Annotated in this window: 22 protein-coding genes; 5 read left to right on the forward strand and 17 right to left on the reverse strand. The window is 63.0% G+C overall.

Annotation, left to right across the window (positions count from 1 at the left end; translation table 11 throughout):
* Positions 1 to 32: 32 nt before the first annotated feature.
* The 9 genes from murB to BLT26_RS08865 form a co-directional block, all read right to left on the reverse strand.
* Positions 33 to 1070 (reverse strand): UDP-N-acetylmuramate dehydrogenase, encoded by a 1038-nt coding sequence (gene murB, locus BLT26_RS08825; RefSeq protein WP_245720656.1) that lies wholly within the window; start codon positions 1068 to 1070, stop codon positions 33 to 35.
* On the reverse strand, positions 1051 to 1821 hold the full coding sequence (kdsB, locus tag BLT26_RS08830; RefSeq protein WP_091512252.1) for a 3-deoxy-manno-octulosonate cytidylyltransferase: 771 nt from the start codon (positions 1819 to 1821) through the stop codon (positions 1051 to 1053). The genes murB and kdsB overlap by 20 nt, the downstream gene beginning before the upstream one ends.
* Entirely contained in the window at positions 1814 to 2848 is a 1035-nt protein-coding gene (gene lpxK, locus BLT26_RS08835; RefSeq protein WP_091512255.1) for a tetraacyldisaccharide 4'-kinase, read from the reverse strand. The genes kdsB and lpxK overlap by 8 nt, the downstream gene beginning before the upstream one ends.
* 8 nt (positions 2849 to 2856) lie before the next feature.
* Positions 2857 to 4677 (reverse strand): lipid A export permease/ATP-binding protein MsbA, encoded by a 1821-nt coding sequence (msbA, locus tag BLT26_RS08840; protein WP_245720657.1) that lies wholly within the window; start codon positions 4675 to 4677, stop codon positions 2857 to 2859.
* A gap of 127 nt (positions 4678 to 4804) precedes the next feature.
* A complete protein-coding gene (locus tag BLT26_RS08845) occupies positions 4805 to 5224 on the reverse strand; it encodes an ExbD/TolR family protein (RefSeq protein ID WP_091512262.1) in 420 nt (139 codons plus the stop codon).
* Between the two features lie 15 nt (positions 5225 to 5239).
* Entirely contained in the window at positions 5240 to 5827 is a 588-nt protein-coding gene (locus BLT26_RS08850; protein WP_425435281.1) for a MotA/TolQ/ExbB proton channel family protein, read from the reverse strand.
* A 244-nt stretch (positions 5828 to 6071) separates the two neighbouring features.
* Positions 6072 to 6842, reverse strand: a complete 771-nt coding sequence (locus BLT26_RS08855) for a hypothetical protein (RefSeq protein WP_091512267.1) — start codon at positions 6840 to 6842, stop codon at positions 6072 to 6074.
* A 47-nt stretch (positions 6843 to 6889) separates the two neighbouring features.
* A complete protein-coding gene (locus tag BLT26_RS08860; protein ID WP_091512270.1) occupies positions 6890 to 7723 on the reverse strand; it encodes a hypothetical protein in 834 nt (277 codons plus the stop codon).
* A gap of 230 nt (positions 7724 to 7953) precedes the next feature.
* Positions 7954 to 10407 carry a DNA internalization-related competence protein ComEC/Rec2 gene (locus BLT26_RS08865; protein ID WP_175453068.1) on the reverse strand — a complete coding sequence of 818 codons (2454 nt, stop codon included), beginning with the start codon at positions 10405 to 10407 and terminating at the stop codon, positions 7954 to 7956.
* A 284-nt stretch (positions 10408 to 10691) separates the two neighbouring features.
* Here BLT26_RS08865 and BLT26_RS08875 point away from each other — a divergent pair, with 284 nt between their 5' ends.
* Positions 10692 to 11660, forward strand: a complete 969-nt coding sequence (locus tag BLT26_RS08875) for a porin (RefSeq protein ID WP_091512281.1) — start codon at positions 10692 to 10694, stop codon at positions 11658 to 11660.
* A gap of 86 nt (positions 11661 to 11746) precedes the next feature.
* On the opposite strand, the gene prpD is transcribed toward BLT26_RS08875, so the two are convergent.
* The 6 genes from prpD to BLT26_RS08905 all read right to left on the reverse strand — a co-directional run bounded on the left by prpD (position 11747) and on the right by BLT26_RS08905 (position 17544).
* Positions 11747 to 13231 (reverse strand): 2-methylcitrate dehydratase, encoded by a 1485-nt coding sequence (gene prpD, locus BLT26_RS08880; RefSeq protein WP_091512284.1) that lies wholly within the window; start codon positions 13229 to 13231, stop codon positions 11747 to 11749.
* Positions 13232 to 13320: 89 nt separating this feature from the next.
* The gene (locus BLT26_RS08885; protein WP_175453069.1) at positions 13321 to 14658 is read right to left on the reverse strand and encodes a serine hydrolase domain-containing protein; all 1338 of its coding nucleotides are present in this window, start codon (positions 14656 to 14658) and stop codon (positions 13321 to 13323) included.
* Between the two features lie 160 nt (positions 14659 to 14818).
* Positions 14819 to 14986 carry a hypothetical protein gene (locus tag BLT26_RS08890; RefSeq protein WP_217631408.1) on the reverse strand — a complete coding sequence of 56 codons (168 nt, stop codon included), beginning with the start codon at positions 14984 to 14986 and terminating at the stop codon, positions 14819 to 14821.
* Between the two features lie 111 nt (positions 14987 to 15097).
* A complete protein-coding gene (gene purT, locus BLT26_RS08895) occupies positions 15098 to 16294 on the reverse strand; it encodes a formate-dependent phosphoribosylglycinamide formyltransferase (protein WP_091512291.1) in 1197 nt (398 codons plus the stop codon).
* A gap of 48 nt (positions 16295 to 16342) precedes the next feature.
* The gene (locus BLT26_RS08900) at positions 16343 to 17191 is read right to left on the reverse strand and encodes a PA4780 family RIO1-like protein kinase (protein ID WP_091512295.1); all 849 of its coding nucleotides are present in this window, start codon (positions 17189 to 17191) and stop codon (positions 16343 to 16345) included.
* 83 nt (positions 17192 to 17274) lie between these two features.
* Entirely contained in the window at positions 17275 to 17544 is a 270-nt protein-coding gene (locus BLT26_RS08905) for a hypothetical protein (RefSeq protein WP_217631409.1), read from the reverse strand.
* 281 nt (positions 17545 to 17825) lie between these two features.
* On the opposite strand from BLT26_RS08905, the gene BLT26_RS08910 reads away from it, so the two are divergent.
* Entirely contained in the window at positions 17826 to 18260 is a 435-nt protein-coding gene (locus BLT26_RS08910) for an OsmC family protein (protein ID WP_091512299.1), read from the forward strand.
* A gap of 55 nt (positions 18261 to 18315) precedes the next feature.
* On the opposite strand, the gene BLT26_RS08915 is transcribed toward BLT26_RS08910, so the two are convergent.
* Both BLT26_RS08915 and BLT26_RS08920 read right to left on the reverse strand, forming a co-directional pair.
* A complete protein-coding gene (locus BLT26_RS08915) occupies positions 18316 to 19239 on the reverse strand; it encodes a M14 family metallopeptidase (protein ID WP_091513344.1) in 924 nt (307 codons plus the stop codon).
* Positions 19240 to 19338: 99 nt separating this feature from the next.
* Positions 19339 to 20166 (reverse strand): DUF2306 domain-containing protein, encoded by an 828-nt coding sequence (locus BLT26_RS08920; RefSeq protein ID WP_091512302.1) that lies wholly within the window; start codon positions 20164 to 20166, stop codon positions 19339 to 19341.
* Positions 20167 to 20393: 227 nt separating this feature from the next.
* Here BLT26_RS08920 and BLT26_RS08925 point away from each other — a divergent pair, with 227 nt between their 5' ends.
* From BLT26_RS08925 to BLT26_RS08935, 3 genes are read left to right on the forward strand one after another with little or no spacing between them, the layout of a single operon-like run.
* Positions 20394 to 21671 carry a sensor histidine kinase gene (locus BLT26_RS08925; protein ID WP_091512306.1) on the forward strand — a complete coding sequence of 426 codons (1278 nt, stop codon included), beginning with the start codon at positions 20394 to 20396 and terminating at the stop codon, positions 21669 to 21671.
* A complete protein-coding gene (locus BLT26_RS08930) occupies positions 21671 to 22363 on the forward strand; it encodes a response regulator (protein ID WP_091512310.1) in 693 nt (230 codons plus the stop codon). Before BLT26_RS08925 ends, BLT26_RS08930 begins: the two co-directional genes overlap by 1 nt.
* Complete coding sequence (locus tag BLT26_RS08935) at positions 22350 to 22796, forward strand: hypothetical protein (protein WP_091512313.1); 447 nt, start codon at positions 22350 to 22352, stop codon at positions 22794 to 22796. The genes BLT26_RS08930 and BLT26_RS08935 overlap by 14 nt, the downstream gene beginning before the upstream one ends.
* Positions 22797 to 22805: the final 9 nt, after the last annotated feature.

Raw genomic sequence — 22805 nt, forward strand, 5'->3', positions numbered from 1 at the left:
TGTCTCGGGTCCGACTGAACCACCTGCTGCCATCAGGGGTAAAAGCGGGGTTCCGGCTCCAGCTCTACTCCGAACCTGGCCCTGATGTCGTCAGCGATCTCGCGCGCCAGGCCAGTCACCTCCGCGCCGCTGCCGCGCCCGGGGTTGACCAGCACCAGCGCCTGGCGCTCATGCACACCCACCGGACCGTGCATCCTGCCGCGCCAGCCGGCGCGATCGATAAGCCAGCCCGCGGCCAGTTTCCAACGGGACCCGACCTCGTAAGCCACCAGGTCCGGGTGATGGCGCTTGAGCTTCTGGTACAACTCCGGCGACACCACCGGATTCTTGAAAAAGCTGCCGGCGTTGGGAATCGTCTGCGGATCGGGAAGCTTGCTCTGGCGCACCGCGATCACCGCATCCGCCACGTCGCGCGGGGTAAGCCCGGAAGAGTCAACCTGGTGATCCCGCAAATACTGCTGCAGTGCGGGATAGTCCACCCGGGGGTACCAGTCTTCCGGGAGCCGCAGCCGCACTTCGGTGATGATGTACTGGTCGCGCGCCCGCCCCTTGAAAACGCTGTCGCGGTAACCAAACTCACATTCGCTGGCGGAAAAGGTATGCATCTCGCCCGTGGCGACATGCAGCGCTTCCAGGCTGTGGAAGGTATCGCGGAGTTCAACTCCGTAGGCGCCGATATTCTGGATAGGCGCGGCGCCGATCCGGCCGGGAATCAGGGCGAGGTTCTCCAGCCCCCCGTAGCCGCGCTCCACCGTAGCCATCACCAGCTGGTGCCAGTTTTCCCCAGCCCCCGCGACCACCTCAACAGCGCCCTCCTGCTCATCGAGTTCCAGGTGCCGGATGTCCAGGTGAACCACCAGCCCCGGGAAATCTTCGGTCAACACGATGTTACTGCCACCCCCCAGAGGGAGCACCGGCAGGCCGCGACTGCGGGCGAATGCGACCACTTCGAGCAACTGGTCGCGACTCTCCACCCGGGCAAAGTGCGCTGCGCGGGCCGCAATGGCCAGCGTGTTGTACTGCTGCAGGTCTACATCGGCCTGGATCATGTCATTCAGCCAGGAGTTCACGCATGCGCTGGAGGTCCTCTTCCGTATCCACCCCGCCGGGAACCTCCTCGCAGGCATCTTCAACATGGATATCCTGGTCGTGGTAGAGGAAGCGGAGCTGCTCGAGGGATTCCAGGCGCTCGAGCGGTGCCTGGGGCCAGCCGACAAACTGCTTCAGCAAGCCGGCCCGGTAGGCATATATCCCGATGTGGCGACGTGGGGCAAAACCTTCGGGCAGGCGGCTGCGGTCGATGGCAAAGGCATCCCGCGGCCAGGGGACCGGCGCCCGGGAAAAGTAGCGGGCCAGGCCCGATTCGGCCGCGACCACCTTGACGATATTCGGGTTGAGGAAGTCCTCCACACTCGAGATTGGCTCCGCCAGCGTGGCCACACCCGCGCGCCGTTCCCCGGCGAGATTGGCCGCAACCTGGTTGATGACGGACGCCGGAATCAGTGGTTCATCGCCCTGCACGTTTACCAGGATGCGGTGGTCCTCCAGCCCCAGGTTGGCCGCCACCTCGTGTAGCCGGTCGGTCCCGGAGGCATGCGTGGGCGCGGTCATGCAGACCTCACCACCAAACGCGCGCACAGCCTCGGCCACGCGCATGTCATCGGTGGCGACGATGACACGCTCCGCAGCACTGTCACTCGCCCGCTCGTATACGCGCTGGATCATTGGCTTGCCGGCAATATCCGCCAGGGGCTTGCCCGGCAGGCGGCTGGAACCGTAACGGGCCGGAATCACGACATCGAACGTAACTTGATCACTCATCGGCGGAAAAATCTTGCAGGTGTTGGTGAATTCTCTGGTAAAAGTCATCTGGCAGGGAAGCCCGGACTTCCAGCGCCCACCAGTGGCTCTGCCAGAAATCGCGGCACTTGACCGCGTCCTTCATGGTCATGACCACCGGGGTCTCACCGTCGAACTGGAGCTCCTGCGGGCTGAACTGGTGGTGGTCGTCAAATGCCTGCTCCATCACCTGGTAGCGCATGTCGCGCAGCTCGCGGAAGAATCGCTGCGGGTTGCCTATCGCCGCAACCGCATGGCAGGGGCCGATTTCCGGCCCGGAAGACAGCTTCAGGGTCGAAGTCTGGTCCAGGTTGAACTGGTGCCAGCTGGCCGGCTCCAGTTTCATCGTGAAGTCTACCTGGTCACCGCACTGTTCGCGGACACCGGCCTCCGGCTCCCCGTTCGCAACCACCAGGTCCACGGACTCGAGCCGCGACGCTGGCTCGCGCAGGGGCCCCTGGGGCAGCAGCTTGCCGTTACCGAGTCCCCGATGGCCGTCAACGACGCAGATTTCCATACTGCGCCACAGTTTGTAGTGCTGCAGGCCATCGTCAGCCAGGATGACATCACACTGGTGATAATCGATCAGTGCCTGCGCTGCCTCACGCCGGTCCGGAGAGACCATGACCGGCAACCCGGTTATCAGGTGCAGCATCAATGGTTCGTCGCCGGACTCAAGAGAGTGCGACTGGGCTGTAACCTGGTAAGGGTACTCGCGGGCACGGCCACCGTGACCGCGACTGACAATGCCGGGATTCCAGCCTCGCTTGTGGAGCCAGCGGGCCAGTTCGGCCACCAGTGGCGTCTTGCCGGCGCCGCCTACAGTGATATTGCCCACCACGATGACCGGGACCGGCAGGGCCTCGGGCGGGTTGTCTTCATAGGCGCGCCGCCGGTGCCGGCTCACAACCCCATACAGGGACGACAATGGCGACATCAGCGCCAATGCCGAGCTCTTGTCATCTTCTTCCGGGTACCAGCGCTTGTTGAACCAGTCTTCCATCGACATCGGTCAGATTACCCTGCCGTCTGCTGTTGCAATAGTGTTGCGTAGCGGCCACCGCGCTCGATCAGGGACTGGTGGTCACCGCTCTCTACAATCCTGCCCTGCTCCATCACCAGGATCCTGTCAGCCCCCTCAATGGTACTGAGACGGTGCGCGATCACGAAAGTCGTGCGGTCCTTCATCACCTCGGTCAGGGCTGCCTGGATGCTTCGCTCGGACTCGTTATCGAGCGCGGAGGTGGCCTCATCGAGAATCAGCACCGGGGCATCCTTCAACAGTGCCCGCGCGATCGCAAGGCGCTGCCGCTGCCCGCCTGAGAGAATCTGTGCGTTGTCACCGAGCACCGTATCCAGGCCCTGGGGCAACTCCGCAACAAAGTCGGTGGCGTGGGCCAGCCGCACCGCCCGCTCGACCGCCTCCCGCGGACTGTCTGCCAGTTCACCGTAGGCGATATTGTTGTAGACCGTATCGTTGAAGAGGACGATATTCTGGGAAACCATACTGATCTGGCGCCGCAGTTCCTCCAGCGGCAGGTCCGCGGTATCGACGCCATCGAGCAGGATGCGACCGCTGGTCGGGTCGTAGAACCGCGCCAGCAGGCTCACCAGGGTACTCTTGCCGGAGCCGGAGGCCCCTACCAGGGCCACCGTCTGCCCGGCCGCGACGTCGATATCGATATCCGTCAATACCGCCGGCGCACCCTCGTCGTAACGAAAGCCCACGTGCTCGAAGGTGATCGCGCCCCTGACCGGTTCCGGCAGTCTGGCAACCCCTCCGGATGGCTCCCGCGGGGAGTCGAGCACCTCGAAGATACTCTCGGCGGCGGCGATTCCCTTCTGGATATCGGCATAGACCTCAGAAAGGCTGCGCACGGGTTTGGCCAGGGAGGCAGCGGCACCGATGTAGGAGGCAAATACCCCGGCGGTCATTGCCTCGACCATGCCGGGCGCCAGTGCCAGCCAGACAATGGAGGCAGTAGCCAGGCCAACCAGGATCTGGATTATTGACACGCTGCCGTTGTTTGCCACCACCAGCTTCATGAACTGTTGGCGGTTGTTGTCGCTGGCGGAGGCGAAGCGGGCATTCTCGTATACCTGCCCCCCGTACATCCGCACCACCTGGTAACCGTTGATTGCCTCCTGGGTCACATGGGTGACGTCCCCCATGCTGTTCTGGATGCGGTGGCTCAGTTTCCGGAAACGCTTGCCCACAATACGGACGATAAACGCGATCAGCGGGGCAAAAAGGAAGAAAGTTAAGGTAAGTTTCCAGTTCACCAGCAACAGGTAGGTGAGCAGGCCAATCGCGGTAAAAGACTCGCGGATCATGACCTTCATCGCCTTGGTGATGGAGTTGGTCACCTGCTCGACGTTATAGGAGACCTTGGAAATCAGGTAGGCCCCGGTGTACCGATCAAAATAGGCGCTGGGCAGCTGCCCGATTTTCCTGAACAGGTCGGTGCGCAGCTGGTGAATCACCGCCCGCGCCACATAGGCCAGGCCGTAGCTGCCTACGAAATTGCCCACGGCGCGCAGGGCAATAATCATCAGCATTGCCAGCGGCACCAGCCAGCGCGCCGTCTCCTGGGGCATGACGCCACCCGGGAAATAGGGGGCAATCCACTTTGCCAGGAACCCCCTACCCTCCTGGATCCCTGAACCCACGGCATCCAGCAGCAGCTCCGTCACCGCGATGAGGCTGACATTCATGGTGGAAAACAGCAGGAAGCCAAACACCGCCAGGGCGAAAATCGGCCAGTGCGGCAGAGCGTAGGCGAGCAGGCGGCGGTAGGTCTTGGTCCCGCTTTGCGGGACCGCGGGGGTGTTATCCATAGATACCCGTGTCATACATCTGGCAGGGATTCTGGCAGGATGGCATCGCGCCCGGCAGCGGCTCCTGGCTATCCCCGCCCACAGGGGCGCGAATGGCCGCTGGCTGCGGCCCGGCAGCCCCTGGCAGTTAATTCTCTTCCGGTTGCCGCGTGGTAATACTCAGGTGGACAAAGCCCAGCTGGCCCGCGGCATCCATTGCGCGCACCACGGCCTGGTGCTGCGCTGTGGCGTCGGCAGTGATGATAAGGGGGCGATTGTACTCGCCCGCGGAAACTTCCGACAGGGCCGATTTCAAGGTAGTCAGTTTTTTGTTGATCAGCGCCCGCCCATCTACCGAGTAGGAACCGTCTGCGTTGATCAGCACTTCGATGCTGCTCGGCGGCTGTTCGGGCTGGGCACCTGCGGCTTCGGGGAGATCCAGCTTCAGGTGGCTCTCCTTCGTAAAGGTGGTAGAGACCATGAAGAAGATCAACAGCAGGAAAACCACATCAATCAACGGTGTGAGATTGACCCCGTCCTGCTCTGTGGCTTGGCGGCGGAACTGCATTACGTGCTACCCCGCTCAGGCCGTTTCGATACGGCGGTCACTGTGCAGGGCATCCACCAGCTTTACCGCTTCCTGCTCCATGGTGACCACGATCGTATCCACGCGGCGCTGGAAGTAGCGGTGGGCCATGAGCGCGGGGATGGCCACGGTCAGGCCGGCCGCCGTGGTAATCAGCGCCTGGCTGATCCCCCCCGCCAGCACACCTGCATTGCCGGTGCCCTCCAGCATGATGGCAGTGAACACCTGGATCATGCCGACCACTGTCCCCAGCAGGCCGATCAGCGGCGCCACCGCAGCGATGGTGCCCAGGGCACCGAGGAAACGCTCCAGGTCATGCACCACTTGGCTTGCCGCCTCCTCGATGCTGTCCTTCATCACGTCCCGGCCATGGCGGGAATTGGAAAGGCCAGCGGCAAAAATGCGGCCCAGGGGACTGGAGTCGCGCAGCTCCTTGAGCCGCTCGCCGTTGATCTGGTTGTTTTTCAGCCAACTCCAGACCTCACCCAGCAGGCTCCGTGGAGCGATCCGGCGGGGATTCAGCGTCCACAGGCGTTCGATGGAAATGGCGATAACCGCAACAGAACAGAGCAGGATCGGCAGCATCAGCCAGCCGCCGGATTTTATTATGTCTAACACTTTTCTTATGTACCCGTACTGCGAAAGGTAGTCCTGCACTCTACCACAGCTGGCTGCGGCAGCTAAGCCTCACCAGCGACGTCTTTTCCTTCAGTGTGACGCGGATTACATGTCCGCGCCCAGAGGCGACAGGATTGAATCCATAAAAAAAGCCGCCGGCAGAGCCGGCGGCTTTCGATCGACACCTGACAGTCGGGGACTGTCGATGCAATCAGCGTCCGGGACGCTCCGGGCGCTCAGGCTTCGCCGGGCGCTCGGGCTTCTCCGGACGCTCGGCTTTCATCGGCTTTACCGGGCGCTCGGGCCGCTCCATCTTGACTCGCTCCGCCTTGTCGACCTTCGGTCCGGCCGTTTCGGGCTTCATGGACTTCTCGGCGCGCATGTCCTTGCCGGTCATCTTGTCTGCCTTGGCTGCGCCTGCAGTTTCCGGGCGATTGGAGTGGATGCCGCTCATGATCTCGCCGAGATTGAAACCCATCTCCTTGGCGATCTGGCCCCAGCCCATGCCCTCTTCGACGCGCATGTACAGGACTTCGTTGATCGCGTCGTCGGCAGTCATGCCTGTCTCGCCTTCCAGGGCCTCGGCAGCTGACGCCATCGCCAGCTGTTCCGCCAGGGCCAGGGTAATAGTCACATTGCCATAGCCCATGCCAACGCTGGCTTCTTCACCCTCGACACCTTCCACTTCGTCGGTGTCCGCAACATCTTCCGCGGCATCACCTTCCGCGCCGCCCTCGGCATCTTCCGGGGGAACGTAGGTGATGTCACCGCTGCGCAGGCCTTCCACATAGGACTGGGAATCCTCGCCGAGGAAATCACCGAACATGCCGGCGACGCTCTCGGAAGAAACATTGGATACAGACTCGACCACCTCGGTATCGGTGGAATCATTATCCGGCAGGTCATCGTCGGCCCACACCGCGCCCGCGAGCATTGCCGAAAGTACAGCGGGAAGTACAGCCATCTTGAAGGGAATCTTCATCGCTTTTTTTCTCCTGGTAGTAAATTTTTACCGCTTATCACCGTCTATCAGCTACCCGGGCGGTAGCTCACTTGAAGGCCGAAACCGAAATCGGGGCTGCCATCAGTGAGGCCCTTGTAGCCGTAGAGCATGCCGCTCCACTGCTCGGTCAGCTTCTGGTTGAGGTACCCGAACAACTCAGCAGAATCCTCACTGCTATCAGTGCTGGCCTGCTGGTAATCGAGGGACAATCCAAGGCTGGTCTCGGGGGCCAGTCGGTAGCCACTGCCCACTGAGGTGTACCAGACGTCGTTCAGCTCCGTTTCGGGAAGGTCACCCTTGACCTTGCGCGCCAGGGTGGCAAAGGGGGTGAAATCTCCGGCGATGGTGAACACTTCCGCTTGCAGCGTGTAATCCACCTCTCCGGTACCCAGCCCCTTTTCCTCATCGGCCGTAGGCACCTTGAACTTGCCCGACAGGTCAACGAACCAGCGCTCGCCGATCGGTTCCAGGCTATAGGTGCCGGTCAGCCAGAGGTCACCGATGCCCGCTTCCTTTACGGTCTCGACCTCGGTCTGCCCACCGCCGTTGCCCGGCCCGAAACCACCGCCGGTGCCACCGTTACCACGGCCGACAACAAAGCCACCATCGCCGCCGGGCACAACGCCACCGGGGCCCTCGATCTGCACATAAGGCAGGGAGGCCTTGAAGGTCCAGCTGGTGGACGGCTTGTAGCTTACGGTGAACGGGGTGGACACGATCTCAGTATCGGCCGTATCGCCATAGTCACCGCTGCTGTAGTCGGTACCCAGCGTGTACTTCCACTCGCCCTCAGCCAGCGCCTGGCCGGAGGAGAGCATCGCGGCCGCCATGACGGCGCGGGAAATCAGTCTTTTATTCATGCAACTACTCACCACTTGACTGCAATGCGGAACCCCTGTCTTCTCGGTGGTTTTTCAACCAGGGGGCCGCCGTTAAAATCTTGACCAAAGAGTACCAATTATTAGGTGACCACTTTTGACCAACTTCACAAAAAAAGTTCCCTGCGCCGGTTGGTGTCGCAACTGGGAAGTATTTGGCAACCGGAACGCGAATCTCCTGCCGGACCCTGGCGCACTGGCCCAGAAGGTGGTCATTTTTTGACCGACTGGAGCAGCCAGAAACGGGGAAAGCTCCTCGCGGTTTTCACTGAAGGCTCGGCGTTCACGCCATCCCAGGAGAACTCCAGTGCACCGGTATCTGCGGTATTAAAGAGTTTCGCGCCCGCCTCACGGTAACGAGCCACTACGTCGGGGTGGGGATGCCCGAAATGGTGCCGAAACCCCGCACTGAAAACCACGCTGCGGGGCCTAGCCCAGTAAACGAATCCCGGCGATGATGATGTGCGCGAGCCGTGATGGGGCGCCACAACCAGGTCCACTGGCTCAAACCCCGGGTTAGATGCCAGCAGCTGTTTTTCCACCGCAGCAGAAATATCCCCAGCCAACAGGATACGGCGCGAACGCCACTCAAGCAGTAGCACGCAACTGTGGTCGTTTTCCTCACCGCTAACCGAAGGCGCCATGGGCCAGAGGACCCTCGCAGTGAGGCCACCCCGCCCTATCTCCTGCCCCGCGAGGCAGGCGGAGGCATCCGTTGCCGGCGGCGGTTCCAGGCGGTCGGCGAGGGTCCCCGGGGCCAGCAGGGTTGCCACTGGCACACCGGCCAGCACTCCCCCCAGGCCGCCGCGGTGGTCGCGATCGCCGTGGCTCACCACCAGGGTATCCAGTGCCCCCACCCCTTCCTCCAGCAGGTACGGCACCAAAATGGCCTCCCCGGCATTCCAGCCACTGCGGGAACTGGGCCCTGCGTCGTACAGCAGGTAATCGCCATCAGCCGCCACCAACACGGCCAGGCCCTGGCCGACATCGAAAATGGTCACCTGCAGCCCGCCGCCCCACTGCCGGGCTGGGAAAGTGGCGGGGACCGCGACCAGCAGGACAAACGTCCAGCCAATATGCCGGCCGGGAACGCCACGGGGTAAAGAAAGTATCAATAGCGCGATGGCGGATAACGCGAGCCCGGCCACACCGGCGACGAAGCCCATAGGCTGCCAGGCGCCGGCGCCATCAAGGTAGCCGAGGAGAGCCATGAGCTGGTCCAGTTGCTCCCCCGCCAGCCCCACCAGGGTGATCCCGATAACGGAATCCCCGAACAAGGTACCCAGCATCAACAAAGGCAGTATGCCAAACCCGACCCACGGGATGGCGACCAGGTTCACGCCAAGTGCGATCGCACTGGCGCCCGAGAACAGGTAGAGAGATGGGACCAGCAGGCCCAGGGTCACCGCCCACTGGCCGCGGGTCATGTCTGCGAGCCAGCGCAATCCACGCCGGACAGGACCGGGCTGCTTGCCCTGCCCGACCTTCCGGCGGCCGGCAAACGCCAGCATCAGTGCCGCTACCGCAATGAACGACAGCCAGAAGCCCGGGCTGAAAATCGCCAGCGGTTGCAATGTGAGAACCACTGCCAGTGCCAGCGCATACGCCAGCCAACCGCTGAGACGCCTGCGCCAGATTAATGCGAGCAGGAAGATCGCCGTCATTACCAGCGCGCGCTGAGCCGAGAGCGGCGCCCCCGCCAACAGGGTATACAGCCCGGCTGCCGCCAGGGCGCAGGCCGCGGGCAGGCCTGCAAAACAGCGCAGGCCCGCCGCCCCCAGCCCTCGCACCAGGATTCCGCTCGCCAGCAGGAAAAAACCGGCCACCATACCCACATGCAGGCCCGATATGGCCACCAGGTGGGCCGTGCCGGTGGACCGCAGCAGCCTCTGGTCCTCCCGGGCCAGGCCGCCCCGGTCGCCGAGCAGCAGCGCCGAAACCAGCTCCAGCCGCGGTGGACCCTGTCGCTCCAGGCGCTCGCGCAAACCCTGCCGCCAGGCGGCCACTCCCCGTCGCTGTCCCAGGAGGCGGGGTTCGCCATCGGCCGGGCGCACGTAGCCCGTGGCATAGATGCCCTCGCGCAACAGCCAGCCCTCGTAATCAAACGCGTGGGGGTTGACGGTGCCCCGGGGGCGCTTCAACCGGACCGGGAGCAGCCAGGCACTGCCGCCGGTTAGTTTGCCCACCACGTCGGGTGGCGCACGGTACCAGGTCAGCAGGAGCCGCTGTCCGGCGAATGAATCAGGGACGGGCCACGCAGCCTCCCTGGCGAGAACGCGAGCGGTAAACCGCAGGTCGGCCGGGCTGGCGGGAGCGCTATCCCGGGCGCCACCGCCTCCCCGCCGTGGCAGGGACACCACCTCCACAGGCAGCAGGAAGTCGGCGCTGTGCTGCGCCATGGGCAGGCGATCCGCCAAGGCCCGGTGATTGTGCCAGAGCGCCCAGCTGGCCCCCAGCACCAGGGCGAGCGCAAGCGGCAATAGGGATCGAAGGGGGCGCAGCAGCCAGGCCAGCAGGAGCAGGCTTCCCGATGCCAGCAGCCACAGGGGCCATTGTGGAAGCTCCGGCAGGCAGCCGGTCGCGCCCACGCCGAGCGAGTATGCCCAGAGGATGCCGGCCGGCGAGCCGGGTATAAGGTGCCTGTTTCCCTCGGCAGTCGAAGCCACGCAAGATCCCTTTGCCCGCTTGATTCCCCAGGGTGAACTTTTGCCACAAGGGCTACCGGCCTGCCAACCCCTGATGACTGATCACTTTTTGAGCGCCAGACTGCCAGCTTCGGCCTCTCCCGCTGTTCTGGGCCAGCATCGGGTCACATTTCTTTAAAAAAATGACTTCTTTAACCTTTTTGTAATATTGCGCCGCCAGAATGCGCGGCATCCCGAGGGACCGCTCGTACCAGAACAATCAGGCGGCCCTCCAGAATCTCAACAAAAACTGTGCGAGACCATCGATGAAAAAGACCGCTATCTCCCTGGCTATCGCCGCCGTGGTTCCGGCCCTGGCTAATGCGCAAGACGAATCAGAAGCCCTGGACCTGTATGGCAAGGCCAATGTCACCTTCCAGTCCGCCGACGAAGGCGAGGGCTCGACCACCGGCGTGAAGAGCAATGCCTCCCGCCTGGGCGTCAAGGGTAAGCTGCCTTTCGACAACGGCCTGACCGGCATCTACAAAATGGAATACGAGACCGATGTCGACGGCGACGCCGACGAGATCTTCAAGCAGCGCAATATCTACGCTGGTCTCGAGGGCGGTTTCGGCCAGGTGATCGGTGGCAAGTTCGATACTCCGCTGAAAGCTGCGCAGAAGAAGGTCGACCTGTTCGGTGACCTGGAAGGTGACATCAAGAGCGTCATCACCAAGAGCGACAACCGCGTAGCCAATATCCTGCAGTACACCACACCCTCCTTCGCCGGCTTCAAGGCCTCTGCTGCCTACGTAAGCAACGGCGACGAGGAGCTGACCGACAGCGACGGGCTGCCCCTGCTGGACGAGAACGGCAACGTCGTAACTCGTGAGAACGGCAGCTCGGTGTCCTTCGCCTACGATAATGCCGGCGTGTACATCGCCTACGCATTTGACCAGGACGTCGAGGCCAACGACTGGAATGTCCAGCGCCTGGTGAGCCAGTACAACATCGGCCCGGTCCAGGTAGGCGCCCTGTTCGAAGAGCAGGAAAAGGAAGACGGCAGCACCCAGGACGGCTGGATGACCTCTGCGGCGTACAAGATTAACGCCTGGACCATGAAGGCCCAGTACGGCCAGTCCGACATCGTGGTGGAAGATGCGGAAACCTACAGCCTGGGCCTGGACTACAAGCTGTCCAGCGCCGCCAAGGTATTCGCCTTCGCCACCGACGAGACCGCAGCCAACGACTACGAGCGGACCTACTTCGGCCTGGGTACCGAGTTGAAGTTCTGATTCCGAGCAGTCACCTCTGCCCCTGAAACCCGGCCCCGCGCCGGGTTTCTTTTTTTGGGGCTGAGCGGGCCCGGCGTCCCCCCGGCCTAGATCACCAGGCAATCCATGAACTCGCAGACCGGCATCTGCTCCAGGGACTCCCGGTCGCTGCAGAGGGCAAACAGCTCGTCACAGCGCGACTTGGGATAGCGCGTGGCCAGGTTGGCCCTGAATTTTTCCTCCAGCAGGGGTATGCCCTCTTCCCGCCGCCGGCGATGGCCGATGGGGTATTCCACCTCGACTTTATCGGTGGCAGTGCCGTCCTTGAAGAACACCTGCACCGCGTTGGCAATGGAACGCTTCGCCGGGTCCAGGTAATCGGCCGAATAGCGAGGTTCCTCCATTACCTGCATCTTTTCTCGCAACCTGTCGATCTCTGGGTGCGCCTCGTGGAAGCCGTCCTCGTAGTGCTCTGCGCGCAGGTCACCGAAAAGCAGTGGTACCGCGGTCATATACTGCAGGCAGTGATCCCGGTCGGCGGAGTTGGCCAGTGGGCCCTCCTTGGAGATGATGCGGATTGCCGACTCGTGCGTGCTGATTACCACCCGGTCGATCTCGTCGAGGCGGTCCCGTACCTGGGGGTGCAGGCTCACCGCCGCCTCGCAGGCGGTCTGGCTGTGGAACTCGGCGGGAAACGAGATCTTGAACAGGATGTTTTCCATCACATAGGTGCCGTAGTCCTGCGGGAACCTGAAAGACCGCTTCTCTTCAGCCTTTACCTTCTGGTCGGCATTCGTCTTGCTGAACAGCACATCGTAAAAGCCCCACTGTTTCGCCGTGAGCACCCCGGGAATGCCCATCTCGCCGCGCATGGCGATGTCGGCCAGCCTGACCCCGCGACTGGTGGCATCGCCCGCGGCCCAGGACTTGCGCGAGCCGGCATTGGGGGCGTGCCGGTATGTGCGCAGCGCCCCGCCGTCCGCCCAGGCATGGGATAACGCCGCCATCACCTGCTCGCGGTCGCCGCCCATCAGCTTTGCGGCCACAGCCGTGGATGCGACGCGCACAATCAACACGTGATCCAGTCCGACGCGGTTGAAGCTATTCTCCAGCGCCAGCACGCCCTGAATCTCATGGGCACGGATCATGGCATCCAGTACATCGCGCATCCTCAGTGACTCCCTCCCCTGCGCAACATTTTGCCGGGACAGGTGGTCCGCCACCGCGAGGATTGCACCCAGGTTGTCCGACGGGTGGCCCCACTCCGCCGCCAGCCAGGTATCGTTGTAATCCAGCCAGCGGACAATACAGCCGATATCCCAGGCCGCCTTGACCGGGTCCAGGCTGAGGCGTGTTCCGGGCACCCGCGCCCCGTGCGGCACCTGGGTACCGTCGACGACCGGCCCCAGCAGCTTGGTGCACTCGGGGAAGCCCAGCGCCAGCAGGCCACAGCCAATTGAGTCCATCAGGCAATAGCGTGCCGTATCCCAGGCTTCCTCCGACTCGATTTCGTAATCCAGGACATAGTCAGCGATATCCTGGATAACACGGTCGTAGTCCGGGCGGATATTCTGCTCGACGTTTCCGGCCATTACAGTATTCCTACCTCATCGGTTGATTGCGTTGCCTGTGCTTGCCGACCTGCCCTGTCGCGCAGCGGCGTCGCTTGACAGCGGAGTGATCAGTTGGATTTCGGCGGCGCTTGTGCAGGTTTTTTCGCGTCGAACAGGCCGGAGGTCGCGATCGGGCGTGCAAAGCGGTGGCCTGAGTGGTCGTCATTGCTGACGTTGAAGTAAACGATCACGAGGTCCCGCGAGGGAGATACGTAGAGGCCCTGGGTCATCAGGCCGCCTTTCCACATATCCCCGTCGGGCCAGATGACGTCCCACTGGCGGCTGTTGGCGATGAAGTCGTCCGAGCCGAGGTAATCGGCGAACACCGGACCGTCGAACCCCGCCATGACAAACTCATGCGTGCGTACCTCGTTGCGAATGCGATCGAGGATCTCGTCCGAAACAACCTTTTCGACGGCGATCTTGTCCCAGCTCGGCGTGTAAAGCATGCCGAAGCGGGCGAAGTCTCTCAGGTTGCTCGACACCAGCCCGTGCGCCGCTGCAATGCCGTCCGGCGTCAGGTGAATTTGCAACACGCCCTCGGCGCCAACCTTCGACCAGACACGGCGATCGAAGAGCTGCGGCCAGCGCTCGCCTTCCACCTCCTCGGCCAGCAACACCAGCATTTGTGTCAGCCCCGAGGCATACTCGAATGCCAGGCCGGGCTCTTCTTTTTTCGGTGTACTCCTAAGTACGTCGCGCAGTTTCTCGACGCCCCTGGTTTCATTCGGAAAACCAAACTCGGCTTCATACACACGGCGGGCAATGTTGTCGGGATCGAAGCGGGATTCAGACGTATCCTCAAGGTCCATGCCGGTGGCCATATCCAGCACATCGCCGGTGGTGACACCGTCCCAGTCGGTGCCCTTGAAGTCGGTCAGGTACTTTGTGATTGGCGCGCCTTCATCGATTTTGCCCTCACTGATTAGTTGGTCGATGACCAGGCTGGCAGTCGGTTTGGCCGAAGACATCCAGAGGTGATAATCCGCGGGTCGCATCCGCGGATACTTTTCGTAGACGATGTTGCCCTTGTGAACCACCAGAAACGCCTGGGCCCCATCGGACTTCTGCAGGAATTCGTCCAGCGTTAGCGGCCCTTTGAGTTTACTCTCAGAAGTCATCTCCGCTTTCACTTTGCCGACCTCTGGCATCGGCTTGCTACCCAGGGGCATCACACCCGGCCGCGACGGGAGTATGGCCGTCGGCATGAATTCCGACGCACGCATGTTGAAATAGGCGGAAGGATCGCCACCCCGGAACAGTTCGTTGTAATCGGCTTTTCGCGTCTGCTTCTCGAGGTCCAGCGGGAACCCATCGACGAACTCGCCAAGCGGCGTATTGTCCTGCGCCACGGCGACCGCAGCTGCCAAAGCGAAGACAGACGACACCAGTTTCCTTCCAGGCATGGCTTCACTCCTCCGGAGTATTTCTGTCGACAATGCCGCCATTCCTGATCCGGTCCCAGTGCTCATGCGGGTGAACGGCAAGGTGGGTACGCCCCACGAGGCCGACCTGGCGGGAGCGGCGATGCCAAAAACTACTGGAGTTTAGCCCAGTGCCCGCTCCCTACCGGTGGGCCAGCACGTACTCGATCGCCGCGCACACGGCGACGGCCTGCGCGGAATTACATTGTCCGGGCGTGGCACGGGGGCTGTCGGGGTAGACCTCGGTGGTGGTCCAGGGGACGGTGATGCTGGCGCACAGGCCCAGCATTTTGAGCGGGTATTCGATCACGCCACGCGCGACCAACGGCGAGCCGATGACCTCGTTGTTTGTCGTCGGCCGGGGCGATATGGGTGACCAGGCGCAGGTTCAGAGCACTGAAGCTGGCGGCTGCTATTGCCGCTACAGCTTTACCTCGATATCGGCAATCACCGCATTGGCGGTGTTGCGCGCAGTTTCGATATCATCGGCCCGCGCCAGGGCGACACCCAGGCGGCGCTTGCCGGCGACTTCCGGTTTGCCGAACAGGCGCAGCTGGGTATCGGGGCGGGAGAGCGCCGCACTCAGGTTGCCGAACTGCATCTGGGTGGAATCGCCCTCCACCAATAGCACCGACGAGGCGGATGCGCGGTGCAGCTGGATATTGGGAATGGGCAGCCCGAGAATCGCCCGGGCATGCAGGGCAAACTCGGAGAGATCCTGCGAGATCAGGGTCACCAGGCCGGTGTCGTGTGGCCGCGGCGAGACTTCACTGAAAATCACCTCATCGCCTTTGACAAACAACTCCACGCCAAACAGGCCGCGGCCACCCAGGTTGTCGGTCACCGCTTTGGCAATCTCCTGCGCGCGGCCCAACGCCGCTGCCGACATCGCCTGCGGCTGCCACGATTCCTGGTAATCCCCATCGGCCTGGCGGTGGCCAATGGGCGCGCAGAAGCTGGTAACAATGTTGCCATTGCCGTCATCGTGGCGAATGGTCAGCAGGGTGATCTCGTAATCGAAGTCGACAAAACCCTCGACAATCACCTTGCCCTTGCCGGCGCGACCGCCCTCCTGTGCGTAGGCCCAGGCTTCCTCAACCTGTGCGGCATCGCGCACCAGGCTCTGGCCCTTGCCCGATGAACTCATGATCGGTTTCACCAGGCAGGGAATGCCTATCTCGTCGATCGCGGCTTTGAATTCGGCCTCACCGGCAGCAAACCGGTAGCGGGAGGTGGGAAGCCCCAGGGTTTCCGCCGCCAGCCGGCGGATGCCTTCGCGGTTCATGGTCAACTGGGTGGCCCGCGCCGTGGGGATAATATTGACCCCCTCCCCTTCCAGCTTGGCCAGGGCGTCGGTGGCAATGGCTTCGATTTCCGGCACCACCAGGTGGGGCTGCTCCTGTTCAATCACGCCGCGCAGTGCATCACCATCGAGCATATTGATCACATGGCTGCGGTCGGCCACCTGCATCGCCGGGGCGTTGGCGTAGCGGTCCACCGCAATGACCTCGCAGCCGAGGCGCTGCAGCTCGATTACAACTTCCTTGCCCAGTTCGCCGGCGCCGCAGAGCAGCACGCGGGTCGCGGTAGAAGAGAACGGAGTGCCCAGGGTAGCCATAGAGTTTTTGCCTTATTGTGAATTTTTCTCGAGGGACGCTATCGCGGCCTATGATCCTTCCCAGGCCGGTGCCAGGCGCTCGGCCTCTTCTTCAAGCACATCATCGATGACGTCCATCAGGTCCCCGACATCGACGCTGGTCGTGTCATGCTCGAAATGCCCGGTAAGGCGGCTGTCCGGGTGCAGTTCACCCGCCTCATAAAGGGCCCAGATTTCCTTGCCGTAATCGGTGGTCAATAGCTCCGGGGCAAAGCGGCCGAAATAGGCCCGCATATTGTTGACATCGCGCTCCAGCATCATGGCGGCGTTGTTGTTGCCGGCGGCATCCACCGCCTGGGGCAAATCGATGATGACCGGGCTGTCGCGGTCCAGCAGCACATTGAACTCGGAAAGGTCACCATGCACCAGGCCGGCACACAGCATGCGCACCACGTCGGCTATCACCTGGCCGTGGTAATCCCGGGCCTGCTCCGGGGTCAGCGTGACGTCATCCAGCCGCGGGGCGGCATAGCCCTCGTCGTCGGCCACCAGCTCCATCAGCAGCACACCGTCAACGAAGCCGTATGGCCGGGGGACGCGCACGCCGGCCGATGCCAGCCGATACAGGGCATCGACCTCGGCACTCAGCCAGGCCTGTTCCTGCTCCTTCTGGCCGTAGCGGGTCTTCTTCGACATCGCCCGGGCACGGCGGCTGTTGCGCCCCTTGCGGCCTTCCTGGTACTGCACCGCCTGCTTGAAGCTGCGCTGCCTGGCCTCCTTGAAGACCTTGGCACAGCGCAAGCCGTCGCCACAGCGCACCACATACACCTGCGCTTCCTTACCGCTCATCAACTGGGCGATGACCTCGTCGATCATGCCGTCGTCGACCAGCGGTTGTAATCTCTTGGGTACTTTCATGCTTCTGCTCTGATCGTTGGCGGAGGCGGTCCGCTGGCCGGGTCGGGCCGCGCTCGGCCTGCAGCCGCCAACTCTCAGCCATATTACCGGTGCGCCAGCGCGTAGTCGATCGCCGCACACACCGCGACGGACTGGGCAGTATTGCACTGCTCCCGGGTGGTGCGGGGGGCGCTGGTGATACTGGCATAAAGGCCCAGCTGCTTGAGCGGGTACTGGATGACACCCCGTGCGACCACCACCGACGAGCCAATGGTCTCGCCGTTGTCATCGGCCGGGGCGATATGGGTGACCTTCTCCCCGGCCGCGATCACCGCCTGCTGGAACCCGGGCTGCGCGTTCTCGCTGTCGTCCACCAGGTAGAAGCCATCCGGAATCCCGCCGCTTCGAACGGCTTGCCGTCGCGGGCGGCCTGGTCCCCTTTATTTCTGGATGACTTGATCCTAATCAGGACGGGCGTTTTGTCTGACGGTACCGTTCATGCGGCGTTTCTCTTCAACCACTGATTAATGAACAGCCATGAGGCGTCAGGTGTTCGCGGTGACAATATCCCTCGCGTTATGCACTGCCGTGAATAGCCGCAGAGAGACGACGAGTCTACCCGGCATAAATCAATGACCTGATTGTAGGAGGTTTCGTGGACGCATTTCCCCACGAGTACAAAGTGGCCGCCAGTGCGGCGAGTGAAAGTGAAATCACCCTGACTGCTGAAGGGCTGGAGCCCCTCCCCTCTGCGGCACCGGCCCAGTTCGGCGGGCCCGGCGACCGCTGGTCACCGGAAGACCTGTTGGTAGCTTCCGTGGCGGACTGTTTCATTTTGACGTTCCGCGCCATTGCCAAGTTTTCCAAGCTTGAATGGACATCACTGGAATGCAGCGTCACCGGCGTTCTGGACAAGGTCGAACGCACACCCTGCTTCACCGCTTTCGAGGTGAACGCCAAGTTGCAGGTGCCAGAAGGCACCGATACGAACAAGGCGTACAAGCTGCTGGAAAAGTCTGAGGCGAGTTGCCTGGTGACAAATTCCCTCAAGTCGTCGATAACGCTGAATGCGGAGGTCACGGTTTCGTGACCTCCGGCATCACCTTCCGTTAGAGCGCGTCGCCGCCAACGCGCAACACGCCTTCTTACCGGTGTGCCAGCGCGTAGTCGACCGCCGCACACACCGCGGCCGCCTGGGCGGCATTGCATTGCTCGGGGGTCGCGCGTGGGCTGTCGGGGTAGACCTCGGTGGTGGTCTTGTAGGGGGCATTGGTGATGCTGGCACAAAGGCCCAGCTTTTTCAGCGGGTACTGGATGACACCCCGCGCGACCACCGGCGAGCCGATGATCTCGCCATTGTCATCGGCCGGGGCGATATGGGTAACCTGCTCCACCGCCGCGATCACCGCCTGCTGGAATTCGGGCTGCGGGCTCTCGCTGTCGTCCACCAGGTAGAAGCCATCGGGAATCCCGCCCGGCGTGAACGGCTTGCCATCGCGGGCAGCCAGCGCGGGGCGGAACTCGCTTTCGTCGGTATCGGTGGTCTCGTGCAGGTCGATGTGCATCAGCACACGGTCGCGGACCGGCGCCACCAGCCGCATCAGCGCCGCTGACTCCTGGGCGGGGCTGTCATCGTAGAAGGAGCGGTTCGGGTCGACTGCCTTGGCGTTCCAGCGCTGGATATGCTCATAGCCCCAGGGGCTGACACAGGGCGCGACCAGCAGGTTGACGCGGTCCGCGTACTCCGCGGCATGCTGATCCACGAACTGCAGCGCACCGTGCACGCCACTGGTTTCGTAGCCGTGCACACCGCCCGTCACCAGCACCACCGGCAGGTCGTCGTTCCAGTCTCGGCTGCGGATCGCCAGCAGCGGAAAGCGTTCGTCGCCGTATTCCAGGCGGCCGTATTCTTCCACGTCGAAGCGCGGGCGCAGGCCCTCGATTGCGCTCACCACTTCTTCTTTATAACTGCGCTGGCGGGCCTGGCGTGACAACCACTCGGCCCGCTCCGCGTCGCCCCAGGGCGTGCCGGGGGTGCCAATGGGATAGGCTTTAGGCGTCGTGTTCATGCGCTTGTGCTCCATTGATGGCTGATACTGGCGGGGATTCTACACCTGCAAAGCCACATCTTGGAGCCGGGCGCTATGGCGCAGCGAACGGTTACCGGGCTACATCCGCGGCAACCACATACCCATGGTCGCAGCAAAGATACCAATGGCCATAAAGGCCGTGAGCGGGACCATAGCTCCGACAAAGGCCAGCTGTGCGCCCTGCCCGGCTTCGCGCTTCTGGCAGTGGAAATACCATTCCAGCATGGCCAGGGGTAGCAGGTACTGGCCAAACCCCAGGGCGTACAGAAAGGGGCCGGTGAAGGAGTCCCAGTCGACTCCCCACCCACCGGTCAGCATCGCCCACCCCATCAGGGCCACACGAAAGAACCATACCGCGCTGGCAGCCATAAACAGGCGCAGGGCCCAGCGCCGGTGCTCGGCAAAGCGGCCGGCCATGGCGTTGCGCACTGCCAGGAACCCAAATACCAGGATCAGTATGCCGTCGATGGAGATGGTGACCTGGGACACCAGGTCGCCAATGGTGTGACGGGTCCAGGTCATATACAGCCCGCCGACACTGCTGATGACGGCAGCCAGCAGGTAGCTGCGTCCCAGCCAACGATGGAAGTTGGGTGCGTGCCGGCGCACGGCAGGTACCAGCTGCAAGGGACCGCCGCCGATCACTATCGCGGCCAGCAGGACGTGGGCCACCGCTGACAGGTTGCCCAGGGTATCGCCCTCGCGAAAACCCGCGGGCAGGTGCAGCCCCTGCAGGCCGTGCAGCCCGGACTGGGCAATGGGCGGATAGAACACGGCGAGGATGTAGGCCAGGAATATCCCGTGGCCAATCGCCGCTATGCAAAACCAGGTCTTTACCGATAGATTGACGGCCCGCCGGGCATCGAATGGGCGCAGCAGTGTGGGGCTGAGTACAGCATTGTTCATCGTTGTTCTCCATGCATTGATAAAGCGGGACGCACGACATACTTTTCTCCCGTGTGGTCCTCGCAGGCCTGGCCTGAATGTGCCTGCCGGGCATGGTCGGCCTTTTATAACCCCTGCACATCCGCCACAGGCAGGAATCCGGCCTCCCCCAAAAGGGGGAGGCCCCCTGCTGTGCCCTCCCCCATAAGTCCCATGACAGCCCGAAGGGCCTGGTTTAGCATGCAAGAATGAAATCGCCGTCCCCCACCCACCAGGCATCGATTGCATCTGATGCTAGCCCCGAGTTACCGAAGCTTCCGGTCTGGCAGCCCATCCGCGGGCCATTCGAGCGCTGGCCGCAGCTGACCGACCTGCTGATCGCCCTGTTCGCCTTTTTGCTGACGCTGCTGATGTGGTCGCGGGATGACGCGCACCAGGTGCTGGCCCTGCAAAGCATTTGGGATGTCGCCGCTTTCCAGTGCGCCTTCATCGGCTGTTTCGCCCTGCTGTGGCGCCGCACCCACCCCTGGCAGGTGCAGGCCGTTATTCTCGGGGCCACGCTGATGCTGGAGCTGGGCTTGCCGGCCGAGGGCATCGTTGCCCTGGCGTTTTCGCTTTACAGCCTTGGGCGCTATGAGGCCAACACCCGGGCCAGCTGGATCGCGATGCTCGCGACGCTGGCTTTTGTGTTGATCGACGAGAGGGTGCTGGTCAGGCCCACGGCCGGAGGCACCGTGGCAGTGATGCTGGCGTGGGCACTGTGGTATACCGGCCGCCGGTTGCGCTTTCGCGGCGAGTACCTGCGCTTGATGGGAGAGCGTGCCCGGTACCTGGAGCGGGAGCGCAACGCGGAGTCCGAGCGGGCTGTCGCGGCCGAGCGCACCCGGATCGCCCGCGAGATGCACGACGTGGTGGCGCACCAGGTGAGCCTGATGACGGTCCAGGCCGGTGCCGCACGGACCATCGGCCGCAATAACCCGGAGGCGGCCAGTGAGGCCATGGCCTCGGTGGAGGCCGCGGGCCGCCAGGCGCTGACGGAGATGCGCCACCTGCTCGGCGTACTGCGCCCGGCCAGTGATGCGGCCGCCCTCGCCCCGCAGCCGGGACTGGCGGACCTGCCCGCCCTGATCGACAAGGTCCGGGAGGTGGTGGCCAGGGTGGACTATGCCACCCACGGCGAGCTCGACGATGTGCCTGCCAGGGTCGCCCTTGCCGCCTACCGGATCGTGCAGGAATCACTGACCAACGTCATCAAGCACGTGGGTGCCGCGGCCAGCGTCCGTGTCAGCGTGAACGCCGAAGCGGACCATCTCGCCATCTGTGTGCGCGATGACGGCCAGGGCCCAGGTGAGACAGACCCGCGACGCTCTCAGGAGCAAAGCGGAGAGCAAGGCGGCTGTGGGCACGGCATCGCCGGCATGCGCGAACGCGCGGAACTGCTCGGCGGCTGGCTCAATGCCGGCCCCGCCGAAGGCGGTGGCTTTGAAGTGACCGCACAACTGCCCACCATGGAGAGGGGGAATTAATGATACGAGTGATGGTGGTGGACGACCAGGCGCTGGTGCGGCGCGGCTTTGCCCTGGTGCTGGATAACGAGTCCGATATTGAGGTGGTGGCCGAGGCCGGCACCGGCATCGAGGCAATAGAAGCGGCACGGGAGCATCAACCGGATATCATCCTGATGGATATCCGCATGCCCGAGATGGACGGGCTGGAAGCCACCGCGCAGATCTTAAAAGCCGGGGAGGCAGCCGAAGCCAGTGACACCCCCTGCCGGGTCATCATCCTGACCACCTTCGATCCCGATGAGTATGTGTTTCGTGCGCTGCAGGCGGGCGCCAGTGGTTTTATGCTGAAGGACATTCCGCCGGAATCGCTGGTGGAAGCGGTGCGCACCGTTGCCGATGGTGGTGCCATGCTCGCCCCCGGTATCACCCGCCGCCTGATCAGCCAGTTCGCGCAGAAGATGGGCACCGGCCGCAACCTGGCCGAACGCCTGGAGCGCCTGACCACGCGGGAGCGCGAGGTATTGGCAGCCATCGCCCATGGCAAGAGCAATGTCGAGATCGCCGAAACCCTGTTTATTGGCCCGGCCACCGTCAAGACCCACGTATCCAGCGTGCTCTCCAAGCTGGGCTTGCGCGACCGGGCCCAGGCCGTGGTGTTCGCCTACGAATGCGGCCTGGCCACCGCCGGAGGGCGCGATGTCGGTTTCTGATTCAAGGCAAGATCTGCAGCGCAATTCCCTGTATAGCCTCGCGGCTGTCGGTGCGGTGCTGCTGGGTGCCCTGCTCACCCTGGGCGCCTACGGCCATTTTTCCGCTGTCTGGGGGCAGATGATAAGTGAGGATACTGCCCTGCCCCGCCGCCTGCTGCTGATGTTGCCCGGGGTGACGCTCGCCGGTACCGCCGTGTTGAACATCCTGCTCAGCAAGCCGCTCTGGCAAGCCCGCGGCTACGCGCTTACCGCCACCCTGGTGGGCAACCTGGTTGCTACAGCCTATCTGGTCTACCTGCTTGTAAGAGGAGTACCGGGCCACCCCATTGGAATCTTTCTGGCCCTAGAAATGTCGCTCGTCATCCTGCTGGTGAGTATACGGGCGGGGCTGGTGTGGCCAGCGCTAGCTGATGCCAATATAAAAAAGTCATAGAGCTCCAGT

It is taken from the genome of Microbulbifer yueqingensis, from assembly GCF_900100355.1.
Classification (GTDB): domain Bacteria; phylum Pseudomonadota; class Gammaproteobacteria; order Pseudomonadales; family Cellvibrionaceae; genus Microbulbifer; species Microbulbifer yueqingensis.